The 20,442-nt window shown below is 63.6% G+C and carries 15 protein-coding genes and 2 pseudogenes; 3 read left to right on the forward strand and 14 right to left on the reverse strand.

Annotation, left to right across the window (positions count from 1 at the left end):
• Positions 1 to 8: 8 nt before the first annotated feature.
• Together X760_RS48625 and X760_RS48630 are read right to left on the reverse strand one after the other, a co-directional pair.
• Complete coding sequence (locus tag X760_RS48625) at positions 9 to 590, reverse strand: DUF1349 domain-containing protein (RefSeq protein WP_023717996.1); 582 nt, start codon at positions 588 to 590, stop codon at positions 9 to 11.
• Positions 591 to 636: 46 nt separating this feature from the next.
• Entirely contained in the window at positions 637 to 2,073 is a 1,437-nt protein-coding gene (locus tag X760_RS48630; RefSeq protein ID WP_031193674.1) for an aldehyde dehydrogenase family protein, read from the reverse strand.
• A 177-nt stretch (positions 2,074 to 2,250) separates the two neighbouring features.
• Here X760_RS48630 and X760_RS48635 point away from each other — a divergent pair, with 177 nt between their 5' ends.
• Positions 2,251 to 3,282, forward strand: a complete 1,032-nt coding sequence (locus tag X760_RS48635; protein ID WP_023717998.1) for a hydroxyacid dehydrogenase — start codon at positions 2,251 to 2,253, stop codon at positions 3,280 to 3,282.
• Between the two features lie 27 nt (positions 3,283 to 3,309).
• Here the strand turns inward: X760_RS48635 and X760_RS48640 are convergent, their stop codons facing one another.
• The 5 genes and pseudogenes from X760_RS48640 to X760_RS48660 form a co-directional block, all read right to left on the reverse strand.
• Complete coding sequence (locus X760_RS48640) at positions 3,310 to 3,795, reverse strand: hypothetical protein (RefSeq protein WP_023717999.1); 486 nt, start codon at positions 3,793 to 3,795, stop codon at positions 3,310 to 3,312.
• A 104-nt stretch (positions 3,796 to 3,899) separates the two neighbouring features.
• Positions 3,900 to 6,731, reverse strand: coding sequence for a nitrate reductase (locus X760_RS48645; RefSeq protein ID WP_023718000.1), 2,832 nt, complete (start codon positions 6,729 to 6,731; stop codon positions 3,900 to 3,902).
• Between the two features lie 3 nt (positions 6,732 to 6,734).
• Positions 6,735 to 7,064: a nitrite reductase small subunit NirD gene (gene nirD / locus X760_RS48650; RefSeq protein ID WP_023718001.1), complete on the reverse strand. Its 330-nt coding sequence runs from the start codon at positions 7,062 to 7,064 to the stop codon at positions 6,735 to 6,737.
• A gap of 66 nt (positions 7,065 to 7,130) precedes the next feature.
• Positions 7,131 to 9,581 carry a nitrite reductase large subunit NirB gene (gene nirB, locus X760_RS48655; protein WP_023718002.1) on the reverse strand — a complete coding sequence of 817 codons (2,451 nt, stop codon included), beginning with the start codon at positions 9,579 to 9,581 and terminating at the stop codon, positions 7,131 to 7,133.
• 19 nt (positions 9,582 to 9,600) lie between these two features.
• Positions 9,601 to 10,918 (reverse strand): annotated as a pseudogene (locus X760_RS48660) (MFS transporter).
• On the opposite strand from X760_RS48660, the gene X760_RS77845 reads away from it, so the two are divergent.
• Positions 10,863 to 11,069 (forward strand): hypothetical protein, encoded by a 207-nt coding sequence (locus X760_RS77845; RefSeq protein ID WP_245278541.1) that lies wholly within the window; start codon positions 10,863 to 10,865, stop codon positions 11,067 to 11,069. The pseudogene X760_RS48660 and the gene X760_RS77845 sit on opposite strands and share 56 nt — an antisense overlap.
• A gap of 458 nt (positions 11,070 to 11,527) precedes the next feature.
• Here the strand turns inward: X760_RS77845 and X760_RS48665 are convergent, their stop codons facing one another.
• From X760_RS48665 to X760_RS48690, 5 genes are all read right to left on the reverse strand, one after another.
• The gene (locus X760_RS48665; protein WP_023718003.1) at positions 11,528 to 12,325 is read right to left on the reverse strand and encodes an ABC transporter ATP-binding protein; all 798 of its coding nucleotides are present in this window, start codon (positions 12,323 to 12,325) and stop codon (positions 11,528 to 11,530) included.
• An 11-nt stretch (positions 12,326 to 12,336) separates the two neighbouring features.
• Positions 12,337 to 13,233: a nitrate ABC transporter permease gene (gene ntrB, locus X760_RS48670; RefSeq protein WP_023718004.1), complete on the reverse strand. Its 897-nt coding sequence runs from the start codon at positions 13,231 to 13,233 to the stop codon at positions 12,337 to 12,339.
• 74 nt (positions 13,234 to 13,307) lie between these two features.
• A complete protein-coding gene (locus X760_RS48675; protein ID WP_023718005.1) occupies positions 13,308 to 14,624 on the reverse strand; it encodes a CmpA/NrtA family ABC transporter substrate-binding protein in 1,317 nt (438 codons plus the stop codon).
• Between the two features lie 356 nt (positions 14,625 to 14,980).
• A complete protein-coding gene (locus tag X760_RS48685; protein ID WP_031193676.1) occupies positions 14,981 to 16,219 on the reverse strand; it encodes a CmpA/NrtA family ABC transporter substrate-binding protein in 1,239 nt (412 codons plus the stop codon).
• 2 nt (positions 16,220 to 16,221) lie between these two features.
• Positions 16,222 to 16,821 carry an ANTAR domain-containing response regulator gene (locus tag X760_RS48690; protein ID WP_023676288.1) on the reverse strand — a complete coding sequence of 200 codons (600 nt, stop codon included), beginning with the start codon at positions 16,819 to 16,821 and terminating at the stop codon, positions 16,222 to 16,224.
• Positions 16,822 to 17,280: 459 nt separating this feature from the next.
• Between X760_RS48690 and X760_RS48700 the strand changes: the two genes are divergently transcribed.
• On the forward strand, positions 17,281 to 18,120 hold the full coding sequence (locus X760_RS48700; RefSeq protein WP_023718009.1) for a hypothetical protein: 840 nt from the start codon (positions 17,281 to 17,283) through the stop codon (positions 18,118 to 18,120).
• A gap of 288 nt (positions 18,121 to 18,408) precedes the next feature.
• Here X760_RS48700 and X760_RS48705 read toward each other — a convergent pair.
• Positions 18,409 to 18,887: pseudogene (locus X760_RS48705) on the reverse strand (ATP-binding protein); the annotation flags it as partial.
• Between the two features lie 266 nt (positions 18,888 to 19,153).
• Positions 19,154 to 20,284 carry a D-alanyl-D-alanine-carboxypeptidase/endopeptidase AmpH gene (ampH, locus tag X760_RS48710; RefSeq protein ID WP_245278535.1) on the reverse strand — a complete coding sequence of 377 codons (1,131 nt, stop codon included), beginning with the start codon at positions 20,282 to 20,284 and terminating at the stop codon, positions 19,154 to 19,156.
• Between the last annotated feature and the right edge of the window lie 158 nt (positions 20,285 to 20,442).

Genomic DNA, 20,442 nt, shown 5'->3' on the forward strand with positions numbered 1-20,442 from the left:
GCGGCGCCTCAGTCGTGGAGCTGCCGCGAGATCGGCGGGCCGATCGAAAAGTCGCTGAATGTGACCTCGAAGCCCTCGCGCTGCGGCGAACAGCACATCATGCCGACATCGACCGTTTTCGAGGGTGGGAAATAGGCAAGCCGCACCGGCTTCCAATGCTTGTCGGACGCGTCCAGATACTGGACACGGATCGTCTCGGCATGACGCGTCAAGCGGATCCTGACGCCGTCCGGGTCGGCCGGAATATTGGCCAGCGACCAGTCGGAGGCATCGTTGGTGACGACGACGGAAAAATACATCAGCCCGTCGGTGTATTCGATGCCGGCCTTGATCCAATGGGTCTCGCTCAGGCGGACCATAAGCCCGGCTTGGTCGTAAAGCACCTCATAGTGCCCCTTGACGGTGACTTCGGCGCTGAAATCGCCCTCGACCTCACGATAGAGGAAATGGCCATTGTCGCGCCAGAAGCCGTAGAACGTCTCGCGCCAGAAGTCTGTCTCCTTGCCGGTCCGCACATGCACCGTATTGTCGCCGAACTCGTAGTGCGGCGGCGGATTGAGCCAGGTCAGGTCCGTATTTTCAGATGCCATCGATTTGCTCGCCTGCCTGGCTGGTCCCGGATGAGTGCCGCCGTGATCAGCCAGCGAAGGTATAGGCGGTCTTCACGGTGGTGTAGAACTCCGCGGCGTAACGGCCCTGCTCGCGCGGGCCATAGCTCGATCCCTTGCGCCCGCCGAAAGGCACGTGGAAGTCGACGCCCGCCGTCGGCAGGTTGACCATGACCATGCCGGCTTCCGAATTGCGCTTGAAATGCGTGGCATGCTTGAGGCTCGAGGTGCAGATGCCGGACGTCAGCCCGAACGGTGTGTCGTTGGCCACCGCCAGCGCCTCATCATAATTCTTGACGCGGATGACGTTGGCGACCGGTCCGAAAATCTCCTCACGGGAAATGCGCATGGCGTTGGTGGTTTCGGTGAACAGCGCCGGTTGCAAATAGAAGCCGCGGGTTTCGCGATCGAGCCGCTCACCGCCGAAAGCGAGATCGGCACCTTCCTGACGTCCGATGGCGATATAGTCCTCGTCCTGTTTGAGCTGGCTCTGGTCGACCACCGGCCCGATCTGGGTCTTGGCATCGAGAGCGTCGCCGATGACCAGCTTGCCCAGGCGATCTTTCATCGCCTCGACGAAGCGGTCATGGATGCCGTCCGTCACCACCAGGCGGGACGACGCCGTGCAGCGCTGGCCGGTCGAGAAGTAGGCGCCGTTGACCGCGCAGTCGACGGCGACGGCAAGGTCGGCATCATCGAGCACGACAAGCGGGTTCTTGCCGCCCATTTCGAGCTGGAACTTGCGCATGTGCTCGACGCTGGCGGCGGCCACGCGCTTGCCGGTGCCGACCGAGCCGGTGAAGGTGATGGCGTTGAGATCAGGGCTGTCGAGCATGGCCTGGCCGACCACCGAACCTTTGCCCATCACCAGGTTGAGCACGCCGTTGGGCAGTCCGGCGCGGTGCAGGATGTCGACAATTGTCCAGGCGCTCTCCGGAACGAGTTCCGCCGGCTTGAAGACGATAGTGTTGCCGTAGGCCAGCGCCGGAGCGATTTTCCAGGCCGGAATGGCGATCGGGAAATTCCACGGCGTGATGATGCCGACGACGCCGACCGCTTCGCGGGTGATCTCGACGCCGACGCCGGGCCGCACGCTTGGCACCAGCTCGCCCGACAGGCGTAGCGTCTCGCCGGCGAAGAAGTCGAATATCTGGGCAGCCCGCACAGTCTCGCCAATGCCCTCGACCAGCGTCTTGCCTTCCTCGCGCGCCAAGGCCCGGCCGATTTCATCTTTCCGCGCGGCGATCTCGTCCGACGCCTTCCTCAGCACCGCGTGGCGTGCCAGCAGGCCCGATCGGGACCATGCCGGAAATGCCGCCTTCGCCGCCGCGATGGCCTGCCGGGCGTGCTCGGCGCCTCCCGATGCATATTCGCCGACCACGTCGTCGAGATTGGACGGGTTGATATTGCGGCAGCCGGCATCGCCCACCCACTCGCCATCGATGAGGTTCTTTCGAAACGGGATCATGTCGCTGTCTTCCTTGTCGTCCTTCGATCGCCGTCTATCTGGACCACCGACCGCCACACCGCAAGGCCGAAAGGCGGGCAAACTTCTCCTCCTCGACAGGCATGTGATAGGGGTCGGGCTGGAAAAGATGATTCCAGTATGGTGCGTCGTGGATCGCACGGGAGGAAAAGTATCATGTCCGACAACGCGTTGCCGCTGGTGATCAGCGCACCCCATCCACGCACGCTCGACCTGATCTTCACGCCGGCTGCGCTGACGAAATTTCGGTCGAAATACCGCATCGTCGAAACATCGCCCGAAGGTGTCGCGGCGCTGCCGGCCGATATCCTTGGCGAGGCGCGCTACATTGTCGGCCAGCCGCCGATCGCGCCAGAGACACTGGAAAAAATGAAGGCGCTGCGCTGCATCTTCAATGTCGAGAGCAACCTCATCAACAACATGCCATATGAGACGCTGTTTTCGCGCGGCATCCATGTCGTCACCACTGGGCTGGTCTTTGCCGAACCGGTGGCCGAGCTCGGCCTTGCCATGGCGCTCAACCTTGCCCGCGACATCGTCGATGCCGACCTCGCTTTTCGTCAAGGCAAGGAATTGTGGGGCGGCGACGGCAACCGGACGGCGCGGCTTCTTTCCGGCGCGGATGTCGGCATCATCGGCTTCGGCGATCTCGGCCGCGCGCTCAACCGGCTTTTGACGGGTTTTCGCACGCGGCCAAAAGTCTTCGACCCGTGGCTGCCGCCGTCGATCCTGATCGAGAACGGCGTTGAGCCGGCCTCGCTCGATGAAGTCCTGTCGAGCAGCGATTTCGTCTTCGTCGTCACTTCGGTGACCAGCGAAAACCAGGGTTTCCTCGGCGCCGAAGCCTTTGCCAGGATGCGCGAGGGATCCGCTTTCATCCTACTCAGCCGGGCTGGCGTGGTCGATTTTCCGGCACTGATGGATGCTGTCCGCAGCGGCCACATCGTCGCCGCCAGTGATGTTTTTCCTGAGGAGCCGCTGGCCCAAGATCACCCGGTCCGCACATTGCCGGGGTTCCTGCGCTCCGCCCACCGGGCCGGCGCACTCGACATCGCTTTCAAGCGGATGGGCGACATGGTGCTGGAAGACATGGACCTGGTCGACCGCGGCCTGCCGCCGATGCGTTCGAAGCGGGCCGAGCGTGAGACCGTTTCGCGAATGCGCTCAAAGCCGGTCGACAAGAATTAAGCCGTCTGTCCCGACGGTCGCACATGCTCAGATCGTGAAGGACCAAAACAGGCAGGCCAGTGTCGCAGCGGCGAAGACGACGAAGAACAGGCTTCTCAACAGGATGTTGCGCCGCAGTTCGTTGATGAAGAGATGGCATCCGACGATGGCTGCGACAAACAGGAACCGCCAGTTCAGCAGTGCCGAGAGCACATCGTGCTGACCGAAAGCAAATCTGGCGGCGAGACATCCAACGATGACCGCGAACAACACGATGACCGTCCAGAAGATTGCATCGGCGGCATGCGTCAGGACGATGCCGGCGAGCCTGATCGGCAGAACCATCATCAGCAGTGCGCTGAGGAAGTAGACCGCCGCGAGCGGAATGAATGCCCCTGCATCGGCGACGTCACTCAAGCGCTTGGCGCCGATCGCGCCATAGGGATAGCCATGCCTGGCCACCGCCAGGCTGAGCGCCATCAGCAAAGCCGTCAGCACGGCCGCAAGCGCGAATGAGGTCAGGGCTTTACTCATGGGGCTCCCGTTCCGAACGAATCGAAGTCAGAACGGTGGTAGCCTATGGTTTGTAAATTGCTAGTAAGCATCATGCAGCGGCGCGGCAGGGTTCCTCGGCGCATTCACTCTGCAGCTTGCAGACGCCGCCCGTCGATAATGGTCTTGATCTCGGCGCGGCAGGAGCCGCAATTGGTGCCGGCGTGAAGGGCGGCGCCGATTGCCGCGACGCTGGTGCAGCCGCCGCGCACCGCTTCCGCGATCTGGTTGGCACCGACCCCGAAACAGGCGCAGACGATGGCGCCGCGGTCGACGCTCTTGCCGCCAGGCCTGCCGGCGACGATCGCCAGCCGCGCCTGCCGATCGGCATGGTCGGCACCCAGTTGTTCGGCCGCCCAGCCGCGCGACACCGCTACCGGGGTAGGCGCAAGATAGAGCGCGCCGACCAGCCGACCGCCCGCGAAACGGGCGAAGCGATGGTGCCCGCCGGCGATGTCGTGATAGGCGAGCGCCTCGCCTTCCGGGCCGAACAGCGCGGCGGCAAACCCGGTCCAGTCGCGGCTGTCCTGCAGCGCAATTTCAAGGCGCCAGCCGGCGGGGCAGCGGGCGAGGCTCCAATAATCGGCGTCGATGGATGCGGGCCGTTCCGCAAGCACCGCGAAGCCGAAGGCCGTGGCGGCGAACCGCTCGATTCGGGCGGCAACGTTCTTTGAAGCCGGCTGGCCTGAAATCGCATCAGTCGTCGGCGCGACCAGGGCATCGACGCGCGCGCGCGCGGAAAACTGATCGGTCCAGTGCATCGGCACGAACACAGAGCCTTGGCGTTGGCGCCCTGTCACCAGCGCGCGGACCACGACCTCGCCATAAGCTGTCGAGACGCGCACAATATCGGCATCGCCGATGCCGTAGTGCTGCGCATCAGCCGGGTGAATTTCGACGAAAGGCTCGGCCATGTGCTGCGACAGGCGCGGGCTCTTGCCGGTTCGCGTCATGGTGTGCCAGTGGTCGCGCACGCGCCCGGTGTTGAGCACCAACGGGTAGTCCAGGCTGGTGCGGGTTTGGGCGGTTGGGCGGATGGCAATAAAGCGTGCCTTGCCGTCGGGTGTGTAGAAATTGCCGTTGGCAAAGAAGCGGGTGCTTTTGTCCTCCGGCTGGCGCCACGCACCCCCCTCTGGCCTGCCGGCCATCTCCCCCTCAGGGGGGGAGATTGGCAGTTTTGCCGGCACCGCCTTTTCAGCAATGGTAACGATTGGCGAAACCGGTGGCGACATCCAATCTCCCCCCTTGAGGGGGAGATGGCCGGCAGGCCAGAGGGGGGTGCCTTGGCTCGGCGCTGGCCATTGGAATGGCGCCAATTTCTCAAAGGTCCCTGAATCAATCGCGCCATACGCGCCTATATCAAAATCGCGCGCGCCGTCATTCTCGAAACCCGACAACGCCGCATGCTCGGCGAAGATGTCGGCCGCCGACACATGCGAAAAAGCTTCGGCAAACCCCATCCGCCTGGCGACTTCAGCGATGATCCACCAATCTGGCCTTGCCTCGCCGGGCGTGGCCAAAAAAGCCCGCTGGCGCGAGATGCGGCGCTCCGAATTGGTGACGGTGCCGTCCTTCTCGCCCCATGCCGCCGCCGGCAGCCGGACCTGAGCATGGCGGACCGTGTCGGTCTCGCCCAGCACGTCCGAGACAACGACAAACGGGCAAGTCTTGATCGCCGCCTCGATGGTATCGGCGTCCGGCATCGAATCGACCGGATTGGTCGCCATGATCCACAGCGCCTTGATGCGTCCGTCGGCCACCGCTTGGAACATCTCGACCGCTTTCAGGCCGGGCTTTTCGACGACGGTCGGCGCGTTCCAGAAGCGCTGCACGCGGTTGCGGTGCTCGGGGTTTTCGATCTCCATGTGGGCGGCCAGCATGTTGGCCATGCCGCCGACCTCGCGGCCGCCCATAGCATTGGGCTGGCCGGTCACCGAAAACGGCCCGGCGCCGGGCTTGCCGATGCGGCCGGTGGCGAGATGGCAGTTGATGATGGCGTTGACCTTGTCGGTGCCCGAAGACGACTGGTTTACGCCCTGGCTGTAGACGGTCACCGTCTTCGCCGTCGCGGCAAACAGGCTGTAGAAGCGGGACAGTTCGTCCTCACTGAGACCCGTGGCAGCCGCGATGCCGGCAAGGTCGAGCGCCGAGGCAGCGAAAAGCGCTTGCCCGAATCCGGTCGTGTGCGCCGTGATATAGGTACGGTCCAGCGCGTTATGCTGGCCGAGATAGGCGAGCAGCCCTGTGAACAAAGCGACGTCGCCATCGGGCGCGATCGCCAGATGCATGTCAGCGATATCCGATGTCATGGTGCGGCGTGGGTCGATCAGCACCACCTTCATCTCGGGCCGCTTTTCCCGGGCAGCGGCAATGCGCTGATAGAGCACCGGATGGCACCAGGCGAGATTGGAGCCGACGAGCACGATCAGGTCGGCAAGTTCCAGATCCTCGTAATTTCCCGGAACCGTGTCCGAGCCAAAGGCGCGGCGGTGGCCGGCGACCGACGAGGCCATGCACAGGCGCGAATTGGTGTCGATATTGGCCGAGCCGACAAACCCCTTCATCAGCTTGTTGGCGACGTAGTAGTCCTCGGTCAGCAACTGGCCGGAAACATAAAAGGCGACCGAATCGGGGCCGTGTTCGGCAATGGTTTGCGAGAAGGTCGAAGCGACTAGATTGAGCGCTTGGTCCCAGTCGGTACGGCGACCGTGGATTTCCGGATGAAGCAGCCTGCCGTCGAGATCGATGGTCTCGGCCAGTGCGGAGCCTTTGGAGCAGAGGCGGCCGAAATTCGCCGGGTGGTCCGGGTCGCCACGAACGGTTATTTCACCGTCCGCGGCGACCTTCGCCAGCACGCCGCAACCCACCCCGCAGTAGGGGCAGGTGGTCCTCACCTCGCGCGCTTCATCAATCTGCATGGTTCACGCCGCGCGGCTGGCCAGCGCTTCCAGCGCAATGAACAGCCGCTCGCCGTCGATCCGCACCGGAATGGTGCGCACCACGCCCTCGTCGGCGCCGAGCGCCTTGCCTGTCTCGAGCGAGATCACCCAATTGTGCAAAGGACAGGTCACCGCCGTGCCATGGACGATGCCCTGGCTGAGTGGCCCACCCTTGTGCGGGCAATGGTCGTCGATGGCGAAGACTTGATCGTCGGCCGTGCGAAAGACGGCGATCTTTCCTTCGGGTGCGGCGACGCAGCGCGCACCGCGACGCGGAATGTCCGAGAGCGTGCCGATGGATACCCAATTCATGTGGCTATTCCTCTTTTGCGCGTGTTCTTGTCCGGAAACCGCATTCCACTTTTCGGGAACACGCGCCTACTCCGCCGCCTGCGCAAAGCCGACCGAAGCCATCGGCCGGAATTCATGCTTGTCCTTGCCGGAAGCACGTTCCGACCACGGGTCGACCTGGGCGAATTTCTGCGAGAAGACGAAGCGCGCGAAATAGGCCTTGCGCTTCTCGCCATCGTCCATGATCTGGCGCTTGATCTCGGCGATGCCGACGCGCTTGGCCCATTTGTAGATACGCTCGAGATAGCGGCCCTGCTCGCGATACATCTGCGTCAACGCCACGATATGCTCCAGCGCCTCGTCCTCGGTCTTGACCAGGCCGAGCACTTCGGTGCCCTTGATGTCGAGCCCGGCGGCGCCGGCGAAATGGATCTCGTAGCCGCTATCGACGCAGATCACGCCGACATCCTTGCAGGTCGCCTCGGCACAGTTTCGCGGACAGCCCGATACCGCCATCTTGACCTTGGCAGGGGTCCAGGAGCCCCACATGAATTTTTCGATACGGATGCCCAAACCGGTCGAATCCTGCGTGCCGAAGCGGCACCAGTCGGAACCGACGCAGGTCTTTACGGTGCGCAGCCCCTTGGCATAGGCGTGGCCGGAGACGAAGCCAGCCTGGCCGAGATCGGCCCACACCGCCGGCAGGTCTTCCTTGCGGATGCCGAGCATGTCGATGCGCTGGCCGCCGGTGACCTTGACCATCGGGATCTCGAACTTGTCGACGACGTCGGCGATGGCGCGCAATTCGGCGGCGTTGGTGACGCCGCCCCACATGCGCGGCACCACCGAATAGGTGCCGTCCTTCTGGATGTTGGCGTGAACGCGCTCGTTAATGAAGCGCGACTGGTAGTCGTCGGCGTATTCGTCGGGCCAGTCGCAGACGAGATAATAGTTTAGCGCCGGCCGGCATTTGGCGCAGCCGCAGGAGGTCTTCCATTCCAACTCCTGCATGACGGCGGGAATGGTCTTCAGGCCCTTGGCCTTGATCAGCCGGCGGACCTCGTCATGACCAAGCGCGGTGCAACTGCACATCGGCTGGACCGCCGCGGGGTTGTATTTGTCGCCGATGGTCAGCACCATCAACTTCTCGACCAGTCCGGTGCACGAGCCGCAGGAGGCAGACGCCTTGGTGTGCGCGCGCACGTCGTCGAGCGAGGTCAGGCCCTTGGCCGTGATCGCGCCGGTGATCTTTCCCTTGCATACGCCGTTGCAACCGCAGATTTCCGCATCATCCGGCAAGGCTGCAACGGCCGCCATAGGGTCCAGGGGGGCGCCTCCCTGGTAGGACTGGCCGAAGATGAGCGTATCGCGCATCTCGGATATATCGGTCTGCTTCTTCTTGAGGTCGTTGAACCAGGCGCCGTCGGCCGTCTCGCCGTAGAGCACTGTGCCGATGATGCGGTCGTCCTTGAGCACCAGGCGCTTGTAGACGCCGGCCGCCGCATCGCGCAGCACGATCTCCTGGCGGTCATCGCCCTCGGCGAAGTCGCCGAGCGAGAACAGTTCGATGCCGGTGACCTTGAGCTTGGTCGGCGTGTCCATGTGGACGAAAGCCGCTGCCTCATTGCCGGCCAGATGGCTGGCGGCGACGCGCGCCATCTCGTAGAGCGGCGCGACCAGCCCGTAGACCTGGCCGTTGACCTCGGCGCATTCGCCGATTGCATAGATGTCGGGATCGTTGCTGCGCATGCCGGCGTCGACGACAATGCCGCGATTGACGGCAATGCCGGCTTCCTTCGCCAGGACCGCGTTCGGCCTGATGCCCACGGCCATGACGACGAGCGTTGCGGGAATGACAGTGCCGTCGGCAAGCTCCACCCGCTCGACCTTGCCGTTGCCGGTGATCGCCTGGGTGTTGGCCTTGGTGATGACCTTGATGCCGCGCTGCTCGACGGCGCGCTGCAGGAGATATCCGGCGGCCGGATCGAGCTGACGCTCCATCAGCGTCGGCATGACATGCAGCACGGTGACGTCCATGCCTTGCGCATTTAAGCCCGCTGCTGCCTCGAGCCCGAGCAGGCCGCCGCCAATGACCACAGCCTTGGCCCGCGACTGGGCGGCAAGCATCATGGCCCGGACGTCGTCCAGATCGCGATACGTGAGCACGCCCGGCAGGTCATGGCCCGGCACCGGAATGATAAACGGCACCGAGCCGGTGGCGATGACGAGTTTGTCATAGGGCTCGGTCACGCCATGATCGGAGGTGACGGTCTTTGCCTGCCGGTCGATGGCGACGATCTTGTGGCCCTTGTAGAGGGTGATGCCGTGCTTGATGTACCAGCCGTCGCCATGGATGATGATCTCTTCATAGGCCTTTTCGCCCGACAGAACCGGCGACAGCATGATGCGGTCGTAGTTCACGCGCGGCTCGGCGTTGAAGATGGTGACCTGGTAGCGCCCAGGCGCCTTTTCCAGGAGGTGCTCCAGCATGCGCCCGGGGGCCATGCCGTTGCCAATGATAACGAGTTTCTCGGTCATGTCCTGATCCACTCCGGTCTCACTCAGCCGCGTAGGAAAGGCCTGAAGCTTCGTCAGACGCCGTGCGCTCCATCCGCCGGATGGAAAAATGCATCCAGGCAAAGCAGGTGGCGACGATGACGAAGAGCAGCATGAAGCAGCTCGACCAGACGCCGGTGAGGTCGTTGAGCGCGCCGAAGACGATTGGCAGGATAAAGCCGCCGAGCCCGCCAATCATGCCGACAACGCCGCCGACCGCGCCGACACTCTGCGGATAGTAAGCCGGGATGTGCTTGTAGACGGCAGCCTTGCCAAGGCTCATGAAGAAGCCGAGCACACAGGCAACGGCTATGAAGGCGAGCGGGCCGACCTCGAAATGGAAGGCGATCGGCCCGCTGACACCGCGCACGACGTAGTCTGCCGAGGGGAGAGACAGAACGAGAGTCGCGGCGGCACTGACAGCGAAGGTCCAGTAGAGCACGGTGCGGGCGCCGATCCGGTCGGAAAGCACGCCGCCATAGGCGCGGAAAATACTTGCCGGAATTGAATAGGCCGCGCCGATCATACCGGCGGTCGCAAGCCCGAAGCCGTAGACGCCGATCAGGTAGCGGGGCAGCCATAGCGAGAGCGCCACGAATGCACCGAAGGCGAAGAAATAATAGAAGGCGAAGCGCCAGACCTGCAGGTTCTTGAGCGGCGCGAATTCCTGCCAGAAGCTTCTCGAGGGCGCGGCCTTGCCGGCGCGGCGCTCGCGGATGACCGGATCGTCGCCGGTCGTGAACCAGAAGACGGCGGCCATGACGACGAGTGCTGCCGCCCAGATCAGCGCGACCGACTGCCAGCCCCAGGAGAGAAGCACGAACGGTGCCAGGAACTTGGTGACCGCGGCGCCGACATTGCCGACACCGAAAATGCCAAGCGCCGTGCCCTGCTTGCCGGCCGGGAAGAAGCGCGAGACATAGGCGACACCGACGGCGAAGGAACCGCCAGCGAGCCCGACGCCCAGCGCAGCGACCAGCNAAGAAGCGCGAGACATAGGCGACACCGACGGCGAAGGAACCGCCAGCGAGCCCGACGCCCAGCGCAGCGACCAGCATCTGCCCGTAGGTGTGCGCAAAAGCGAGCAGAAAGGTCGCGACCGCCGCCGCAAGCATGGTCGCGGTGTATACCAGCCGTCCGCCAAAACGGTCGGTCCAGACACCGAGCACCATACGCACGAGCGAGCCGGTGAGGATCGGCGTGCCGACGAGCAGGCCGAACTCCGTCTCGTTCAGCCCCAGCTCCTGCTTTATGCGCACGCCGATGATTGAAAAGATCGTCCACACCGCGAAGCAGACGGTGAAGGCGATGGTGGACATGACAAGCGCCTGCCGGGGAGCACTGTCCTGGCTGGGCGCGGCTGGGAGATTTACGGTCATTTTCTGGCTCCGGTTAGCGGCGTGGGAAGCACCGCCCTTGTGCTGTTCGTTCGCGACTGTCAGCGGCGCGGCATCGCCCGCAGCGCGCTGACGGCGAGAAAATCGCGGCGCGCGTGAAGTCCGCGAGGGACGCGCCAGTTCCGATCCGTTTCGTCATCGTCGTCTCCGGTTGGGCGCCGCTTGGGACCAGCGCCGTCGATTGCATCAAAACAAAAAAGCCGCCGGCCAGGTCTTCGCGTCCGGAGTTCCGGGAGCGCGTGTGGACCTGAGCGGCAGCTTTGCCTGTAGCGCCCGCCATTGGACGCCGTGTCACTTGGCCCTTGCGGACCTACATTTTGAAAAGCAGGAAGCGTGCCAAGTCGACAGCGCTCTGAATTATCGAATGAAATCAATGTGAACTGCAGCCGCGCGACTCTTGACCAAGCTCGGCAGCGGATCAAAGATTAGTCAGAATGCCTTGCACAGCAGCATAATATTTGTGCAATGCGGCAGATTGCCCATTGCCGATGCAGATTGCCAATGATGATGACGAGTTTTCCGGTTATTGCCTTACTCCGCGGCTTCGACGAAGCGGTGGCGTTCGTAGAGGAATTTCAGCACCGCCTCGCGGCAGCGCAGGAAGGTGCGGTCAGAGGAAAGCTCGATCCGCCGACGCGGCCGGGCCAGCGGCACGGGAAGCACCTCGCCGATGGTGGCCGCCGGGCCGTTGGTCATCATGACGATGCGATCGGACAACAGCACCGCCTCGTCGACATCGTGGGTGATCATGACGGTCGTCGAGCCGAGCCTCGAATGGATATCCATCACCGCGTCCTGAAGATGGGCGCGCGTCAGCGCGTCGAGCGCGCCGAAGGGCTCGTCGAGCAGCAGGATCTTCGGCTCCATGGCCAGCGCCCGGGCGATGCCGACGCGCTGCTTCATGCCACCCGAAATCTCGGCCGGACGTTTGTCCTTGGCATGCGCCATCTGCACGAGATCGAGATTGCGCATGATCCATTCATGCCGCTGGGCCCGGCTCTTGCTCCGGCCAAAGACCTTCGTGACTGCCAAATTGATGTTCTCGTAGACGGTGAGCCAGGGCAGCAGCGAGTGATTCTGGAACACCACGGCGCGTTCCGGGCCAGGGCTGTCGACTTCCTTGTCCTCGAGCAGCACGGCGCCGGCCGAGACCTTGGTCAGGCCGGCGATCAGGTTGAGCAAGGTCGACTTGCCGCAGCCTGAATGGCCGATGATCGAGACGAATTCACCTTTGTCGATGGTCAGCCGGATGTCCTTCAGCACGTCGCTGACCTGGCTGCCGCGGGCGAAGGATTTGTCGATGTGGTCGAGTTTCAGATAGGCCGTCATCGTCCCTCTCCTCACTTTGCCGTTGTGCCGCGGGTGACGAAGACGCCGACCGCCGCGACCAGGCGGTCGAGGCAGAAGCCGGTGACGCCGATATAGGCGAGCGCGACGATGATGTCGGGCAGCCGCGATGAGTTCCACGCGTCCCAGATGAAGAAGCCGATGCCGACGCCGCCGGTCAGCATTTCGGCGGCGACGATGGCGAGCCAGGACAGACCGATGCCGATGCGCAGGCCGGTGAAAATGTAAGGTGCAGCTGCCGGCACCATGATCTTCACGAAGAATTCGAACTGGTTGAGCCTGAGGATGCGGGCGACGTTGCGGTAGTCCTCAGGGATGTTGCGGACGCCGACCGCGGTGTTGATGATGATGGGCCAGATCGAGGTGATGAAGATGACGAAGATCGCCGACGGGCTGGAATCGCGGAACGCCGCCAGCGACAGCGGCAGCCAGGCGAGCGGCGGCACCGTGCGCAGGATCTGGAACACCGGATCGAGGCCGCGCATCGCCCAGATCGACTGACCGACAAGCGCGCCGAGCGCAACGCCGACGATCGCCGCAAGGCCGAAGCCGACGGCGACGCGCTGCAGCGAGATCAGCACCCGCCAGGCGAGCCCGATATCCTGCGGGCCGTTGTCGAAGAACGGATGGGCGATCAGGTCATAGGCCTCGTTCCACACCTGGCTTGGCGGTGGCAGGCTGGCTGTGGGCGACGAACAGGCGACCTGCCAGACGACGAGCATGATGGTGATGACAATGACCGGCGGCACCAGCGTGCTGGCCAGCTTGCCGGCGATCGCGGCCGGGTCGAAGCGGCGCCGCGCCCTGGCGGTGAAAGCGATGACCTCGGCGGGCTTGGCCGGCGCGGGGAACGGCTTCACCTTGCTGTCCTCGATGGCTTGGATAGACATTTCTCGAAAACTCCTTGGCAGCACATGCACAACGGGCGGCGTTGCCAACGCACTGTCGCGCATCTATGTCGGGCTCAGGCCGACGCCTTGATCTTCAGGCTGTCGAGATAGGCCGACGGATTCTCCGGATCGAAGATCTTGCCGTCGAAGAAGGTTTCGGTGCCGCGCGACGAAGACGCCGGAATATCGGCCGCGGCGACACCAAGATCCTTGGCCGCCTCGCGCCACAGATCCTCACGGTTGACCTGGCCGACCAGTGCTTTGATGTCGGTGGTCGGCGCGAACTTGCCCCAGCGGATGTTCTCGGCGAGGAACCAGCTGTCGTGGCTCTTGAAGGGATAGGACACGCCGCCCTGCCAGAACTTCATGTAGAGATCGGTGCCGTTGGCGACGCGGCCATTGCCGTAGTTGATGTCGCCCTTGAGGCGGCCGATGATGTCGGCGGTCGGCACGTTCATCCACTGCCGCTTGCCGATGATGGCGGCCATCTCGTCCTTGTTTTCTTTTGCCTCGCACCATTGCTGGGCCTCCATGACGGCCATCAGGATCGCCTTGGTGGCGTTCGGATATTTGTCGATGAAGGCGGCGCGCAGGCCGAGCGCCTTTTCCGGATGGCCCTTCCACAGTTCGCCGGTGGTGGCGGCGGTGAAGCCGACGCCCTGATGGACGAGCTGCTCGTTCCATGGCTCGCCGACGCAGAACACGTCCATGTTGCCGACCTTCATGTTGGCGACCATCTGCGGCGGCGGCACGACGATGGTCGAGACATCCTTGTCGGGATCGATGCCGCCGGCAGCCAGCCAGTAGCGCAGCCAGAGGTCGTGCGTTCCGCCCGGGAAGGTCATGGCGGCCTTGACCTCCTTGCCCGCGGCCTTCTTGGCGGCGAAGGCTTCCTTCAGCTTTGAGGCATCGAGGCCGACGCCGGTGGCGGCATATTCCTGGGCGACGGAAATGCCCTGGCAGTCGTAGTTGAGCCTGGCCACGATCGCCATCGGCAGCGGCTGCTTGTTCTGCGTCACCTTGCCGGTGTGCATCAGATAGGGCATCGGCGTCAGGATATGGGCGCCGTCAATGCCGTTGGCTTCGCCGCCGAGCACCAGATTGTCGCGCGTTGCCCCCCACGAAGCCTGCTTGAGCACCTCGACATCGGGCATGCCGAATTTCTCGAACAGGCCTTTCTCCTTGGCAATCATCAGCGGCGCCGCATCAGTCAATGCGATGAAGCCGAGCTTGGCGCCCGTGACTTCCGGTACGGTGGTCGCCGCATAGGCGCCGGAGGGCAGCAGCGAACGCGCCGCGGCCAGCGTTGCCGCGGTGGCCGCGCTGATCCTCAGGAAATCCCGGCGGCTGATCGCCGTTTGGGCGGAATGGCTATTGGTGCGTTTCGTCATCGTCATCTCCGGTTGGGCGCGGCTTGGGATCGGCGCCGTCGATTGCGTGTTCGACCAAAACAAAAAGCCGCCGGCCAGGCCGCGCGCGTCCGTCCATCCGGGATCGCGTGTTGACCTGAGCGGCAGCTTTGCCTGTAGCGCCCGCCATTGGACGCGTATTCCGTGACCCGACAAGAGTCTGCCTATTACAAAGCAGGAACCGTGCCAGTTTCGGAATGGACGACAAACATCAATGATATCAAGGGCATGCCAAATCGTCGGCGCGCCGGCCCGCCGGGCGAGCAAGCCAAACATTGTTCATTAGCGCAGTTGCACGCACATTTTTTGTGCAGTGCACAAGAATGCCGCGGAAATGATCAGGCTTCGGCGCGCGCCAATTTCTGGCCGGCAATGTAGGCGTCGATCTCGTCGGGATCGAAGATTTGGCCATCGAAGAAACCGTCGGGACCGAGCACCAGGCTTGCCCCCGCCGAACCGACCGGAGTCGCGGCCTTCAGCGCGCCCTCGACCTTGGCATTGGCACCGGGAAGCGCCACGCCAAGCCGCTTCAATGCCGAGCGGTAGAGATCGGGGCGGTAGCAGTCGCGGGCAATAGCGAGGTTTTCCGGCGTGTGCGCGACATGCCCCCAGCGCACCATCTGCGTGTAGAACCACAGCGCATGGCTCTTCCACGGGAAGTTTGCCGCCTTGTCGAAAGGCAGAAAGAAATCGCCGACGCTCAGTTCGGCGCCGCCGCCGAGCGCAAGATGTCCGCTGAGGATCGGCATCTGCAGCGCCGGCTCAAGCCCGAGGAAGGCCGGCTGCGCCATCAGGGCCGCAAGTTCGCCGCGGTTTGCCGGATCCTGGCACCAGCGCGCCGCGTGATGAAGCGCGCGCAGCAAGGCTGAGAGCGCGTCCGGCTGTTTTTCCGCCCATGCCTTGCGCACGCCGACGACTTTCTCCGGGCTGGTCTTCCAGATGGCCGCCTTGACCGTGGCGATGTGGCCGGTGCCGGCGACGACGGAGGCGCTGTTCCAGGGTTCGCCGACGCAGTAGCCGTCGATCCTGCCGGCAGCGAGCGCGTCCGCCATGAAGGGGGGCGGCACGATGACGATTTCGATTTCACGCGATGGGTCGATACCGCAGGCGGCGAGCCAGTAGCGCAGTTCGTAATTGTGCCCGGAATGCGGATGGACGACGGCGAAGCGAAGCGGATCGCCACCGGCATTCGCCCGTTCACGAATCAGCGCTCCCAATGCCTTGCCGGCCCGCGCCGGATCGAGGTCGGGTCGGGCGCCGTGCGCGGCCATGCCGGCCCAGACGGCGTTCGAAACCGTCACGCAATTGCCGCCGAGGCCGAGCGAGAACGGCACGACCGTGTCGGAGGCGAGCGGCGTCAGCCCCAGATTGCAGGCGATCGGCATCGGCCCCAGCATATGCGCGAGATCGAAATGGCCGATGGCGATGCGGTCACGGATGTTGGCCCACGACGTTTCCCGGTTGAGCGTCAGGTCGATGCCTTCGCGTAGCGCGAAGCCGATTTCCTTCGCCGCGACAAGGACAGCGCTGTCGAAGAGCGGCATGAAGCCAGCATTGATCCGGTGCTCGGCCGCCATCGTCAACTCTCCTCGGGATCCAGAAGGCCTGCCGCCGTCACCAGGCTCTGGGCGATTTCGGCGATCTTGCGGTTCTGGTTCATGGCGGTCTTGCGCAGCAGCGTATAGGCCGCGTCCTCCGACAGGCCGCGCGACTTCATCAATATGCCCTTGGCGCGATCGATCACCTTGCGGCTTTCCAATTCGCTGCGGGCTTCTTCCAGTTCGCGCGCCATGCGCGAAAACGCGTTGAAGCGGCTGATCGCCATATCGAGGATCGGCTTGACCCGCTCCTGACGCAGGCCGTCGACGACATAGGCCGACACCCCGGCTTCCACCGCGGCTTCGATCGAAGCCTGGTCCGAGCGGTCGACGAACATGGCGATCGGCCGCTTCACCACGCGCGAAAGCTGGAACATGTTTTCGAGCATGTCGCGGTTGGGATTTTCGAGGTCGATGACGATGACGTCGGGTTCGATCTCGGCGATCCGCCGCGCTATGCCGGCGACATCATGGATGACCGTGACCTGCTGATGCCCGGCCTCCCGCAATCCCGCTTCGATGATCGAAGCGCGGATGTGGTTTTCATCGATCACCAGAACAGTGAGGGATTTGCGGATCATGCCGCATTTTGCGCAGGCGAGGCGATTGTGCAATGCGGCATGGCGAGATTTATGGAAACGAAGCTGGCGTCCAGGCGCCGCCTGAGGCATTAGATGCAACGGCCGCAGCGACCAACTTGATGCCGCGGGCGCCGGCACCAGCCTTCACCTTGAGCCGCACCGGCTTTGACCGCCTTCTCTATGCCGTCGGCGACAACGAGGCGGATCGCCAGGGAAGCGAGGCAAGCGAGGGAAGGCAGCGTCAAGTTCGAGCCAGAGATTAAGAAGAACGGAGCCATCGCCGCATAGGCGTCTGCCTCCGTGGGTATGGACGGATTCACTCATGCGCAATATGGATGTGGAGGCCTGCCGTGGCGTTCACATTTTCGCCGCGTCGCTAAGGCAGGTGACGATCGTTCAATGACGCTACGCAGGGCGGGTTGCCGCCCGCAGAAGTGTCGATATCAGGGGATCTGGTCGATGACCGACAACAAGCCAGACGTTACCAAGGATTGGCAAGCGACGCAGGGCCAGAAGTCCTCCGCCACGCGTCTTCGCCTTTTCGCCGCACTCTCGTGGATCGTCGCCATTGGCGGCGAGATCTACGGGGTTATTCTGCTTCGCCAGAACAAGTTCGACCAGGGACACCTGCCGCTGATCATCGGCCTTCTGGTCGGCATCGCGATTTTTGCAATCGCCGGCAACTTGCTGTGGAAGGCGGCCAACAGGCACGATCCGGCCCGTGCATCCGACGCGGCCAGGTTCTTCTTCCAAAACCAGCTCGGCGCAATCATCACGCTGATTGCCTTCCTTCCGCTGGTTTTCCTGATCCTCACCGACAAAAACATGGATCCGCAAACCAAGAAGGTTGCCGGCGGCCTCGGCGCTGCGCTGGCCGTGCTCGCGACGGTCATGGGGATCAGTTTCAAACCCCCGTCGGTCGAACAGTACACCCAGGATATGAACGCATGCGCAGCCCAGATCAAGTCGGGGCAGCCCACCACCGCCTGTTCGCCCGATGTCGCCGCTCAGGCGCAGGCGATCGCGACGGACACCGCCGCGGTGGCGGCGGCGACGCGGGACGCGAGCCACCCCGCCGGTCAGGATGTCGTCTACTGGATCGCGCCCGAAAACGGAGCCGCGAAGTCCACCGAGCCGCATGTTTTCCACCTGTGCGCAGGCGTGAGTCCGCTGAAGGACAAGACCGTGAATAGTGGTTCCGTGACGGAGGCCTACGCACAGAACGCCGTCCGCATCACGAAGCAGATCGATATGGAACAGAAGCAGTGCGGGTTCACCCCCACAACCAGCACCAACTGAACCCGCCTGCGCTCGATCCCGTCCAGCCGTTGGTCTTGTCGAGAGGGATGGCGCGCAAGCGCAGGCTCAGTATTGACCCGCCGAAGCAACGCTAAATACCGGGATCGCCCGGCTGGCCATTATTGTCCAGCTGCAAACTTATCCGCGGCGGGCAATGACTGGGCGTCCTTACGCACGGCAGCTTCCGGCCTGAGCGCTTCGAATGGAGAATGACGTTAATGCGGCGCAAAGCAGACTTCACCCCGGCCTGATCCAGCGGCGCTTTCTCAGTGCGCCTGCCCCGCCGCTTCACCCCGCCAAGCTCCCCTGCTCCGCCTCCTCGGCATTCGGATCGCCCGGCGCCGTCGCCCAGGCCAGTTCCACCAGGGTCACCGTCCGCCGTCCCCCCCGTCAAGCTGACACACGATCAGCCTCTGCTCCTCGATATAGGTCAGCAGGCGCCGTGCGCGGCGTAGCGAGTGCGAGCCGTAGGCACGGGCGATCGCGGCATCGCTTGGGCAGGGCCAGCCCTCCTTGGCGGCGCGGGCGATCATCATGAACACGCCTTGCATGTCCTCGGGCAGCAGCGAGGCGCGCGCCGAGACATCCTGCCAGGCGTCGTTGCCTGCCATGTCGGAGCCGAGCCCGGCGCGGGCGCGGGTCAGCATGCGGCGAAACTCCGGCAGGTCCGGCACGACCGCGGCGAGGCCCTCGATGCGGCAGCGGACCACGAACTCCTGATAGAGCACGCCGATGACGCGGAAGCCGGCATCGGGTTGCGCCAAGAGGCGGCTGATGGTGTCGGGACTGCGAGCAGCGCGGCATTCGCGGTCGGCTACGAAAGCGGGATGCCGAAGAGGCGAGAGAGGCAGAACCTTGGCCGCAGCATGAGCAGGCCGTGAGCAGCGATGAAGCCGGCAAAGGTCATCCTCAGGAGGCTAAGCGGTCGGCCGGAAATAGCCGATGTCGCGCTTGCCTTGCCGGGAAATATACCGTCCGTCAGGTCCCTCCATAGCGCCAATCATCGCGCACGTCCTCCCGATCAGCGCGAAAATCAGCGTGGAGCGATCTCTGCGACGAGATCGTTCGTCGTCTTGACCCCAGCCATGAAGCCGGCGGCATTGAATTCGTTCATGACGAAGAAAGCGCCGACGCCGCGTGTCGGTGCAATCGCAACATAGAGAAACATCCCTTGCAGGCCGCCGCTCTTCTGGAGGATGAGCGGGCGATGCTCGTTAGGGAGCATGATGACCCATCCGAGACCCATGGCGTCCATCGGCCCGCCGTCATCCAGCCCCATCACCGACGCGAGCCCGTCCCGGTACAAAAAAGCCGCGTGGTTCAAAAGGCGCAACTCGGCGTCGGCCGCGGAAGGCTTGTTGTCGACATGCCAGTTCATCCAGCGCAGCAGGTCGGCCGCGGTCGAGTACAATCCACCGGCGCACTCCATGGCTGTGCTCGTCGGCACGATTGGCATGGGGCTGCCGTCGAAGTTATGGCCCTGCATCAGGCGCGGCTCGTCCTCCGGTCTTGGGTTGAAAACCGTGTCTTTCATGCCGAGGGTATCGAGGACACGCTCTCGAAGGACCTCGGCATAAGGCTTTCCAGAGACATTAGCGAGCGCCGCTCCGAGGAGGTCGTATCCGAAGTTCGAATAGAGAACGGCGGTGCCCGGCGCGAACAGCAGCGGATTGTCCTTGAGGGCGGCAATCTGCGCCTCTTTGGTGTTCGTAGAGAAAGGGTCTGAGGGGGGCGCCTCGGCCACTGGCACCTCCCGCGGAAGGCCGGAAGCTTGCGCGACGAGATCGATCAGGCGGAGGGCGCGGCCGTCCTTCTCCGGGAGCGTGACGTCCCAGCCAAGGCGATCCTGCAGCCGGTCGGTGAGTTGTACCTTGCCGTCGATCGCCAGCGAGGAAAGCACACCGCCGCAGAACACTTTGCTCACGGACGCGATGCGGAACATTGTGTCGCCGTCGGGCACTTTTTCACTCCCGTCGGCAATCTTGCCGAAACCGGCCAAGGCCGTCTCGCCGTTGCGCACGGCGCCGAAGATCAGGCCAGGCACCTTGGTGGAGAGATACAGGATCGTACCGTTGAACTGCACCGCTTCCGTCAGCAGCTTGTCCTCGGCATGTCCATAAGAGGGAAGCGTGACGGCTGCGATTGCCGTCAAAGCGATGGCCATAAGTCGGCGCGATCGAGACAAACGCATTGCCAAAATCCTTTGATAAAGCTGCAGAATAAAATCTTCGGAAAAAGGGCCGCCGCGTAGTATCTTACCATCTCTCCAGAAGCAGGAGATGTCAACAGAATGAACCGAAGGGGTAATCGGCGGAGGTAGCG

This window comes from Mesorhizobium sp. LSHC420B00, from assembly GCF_000503055.1.
Taxonomy (GTDB): Bacteria; Pseudomonadota; Alphaproteobacteria; order Rhizobiales; family Rhizobiaceae; genus Mesorhizobium.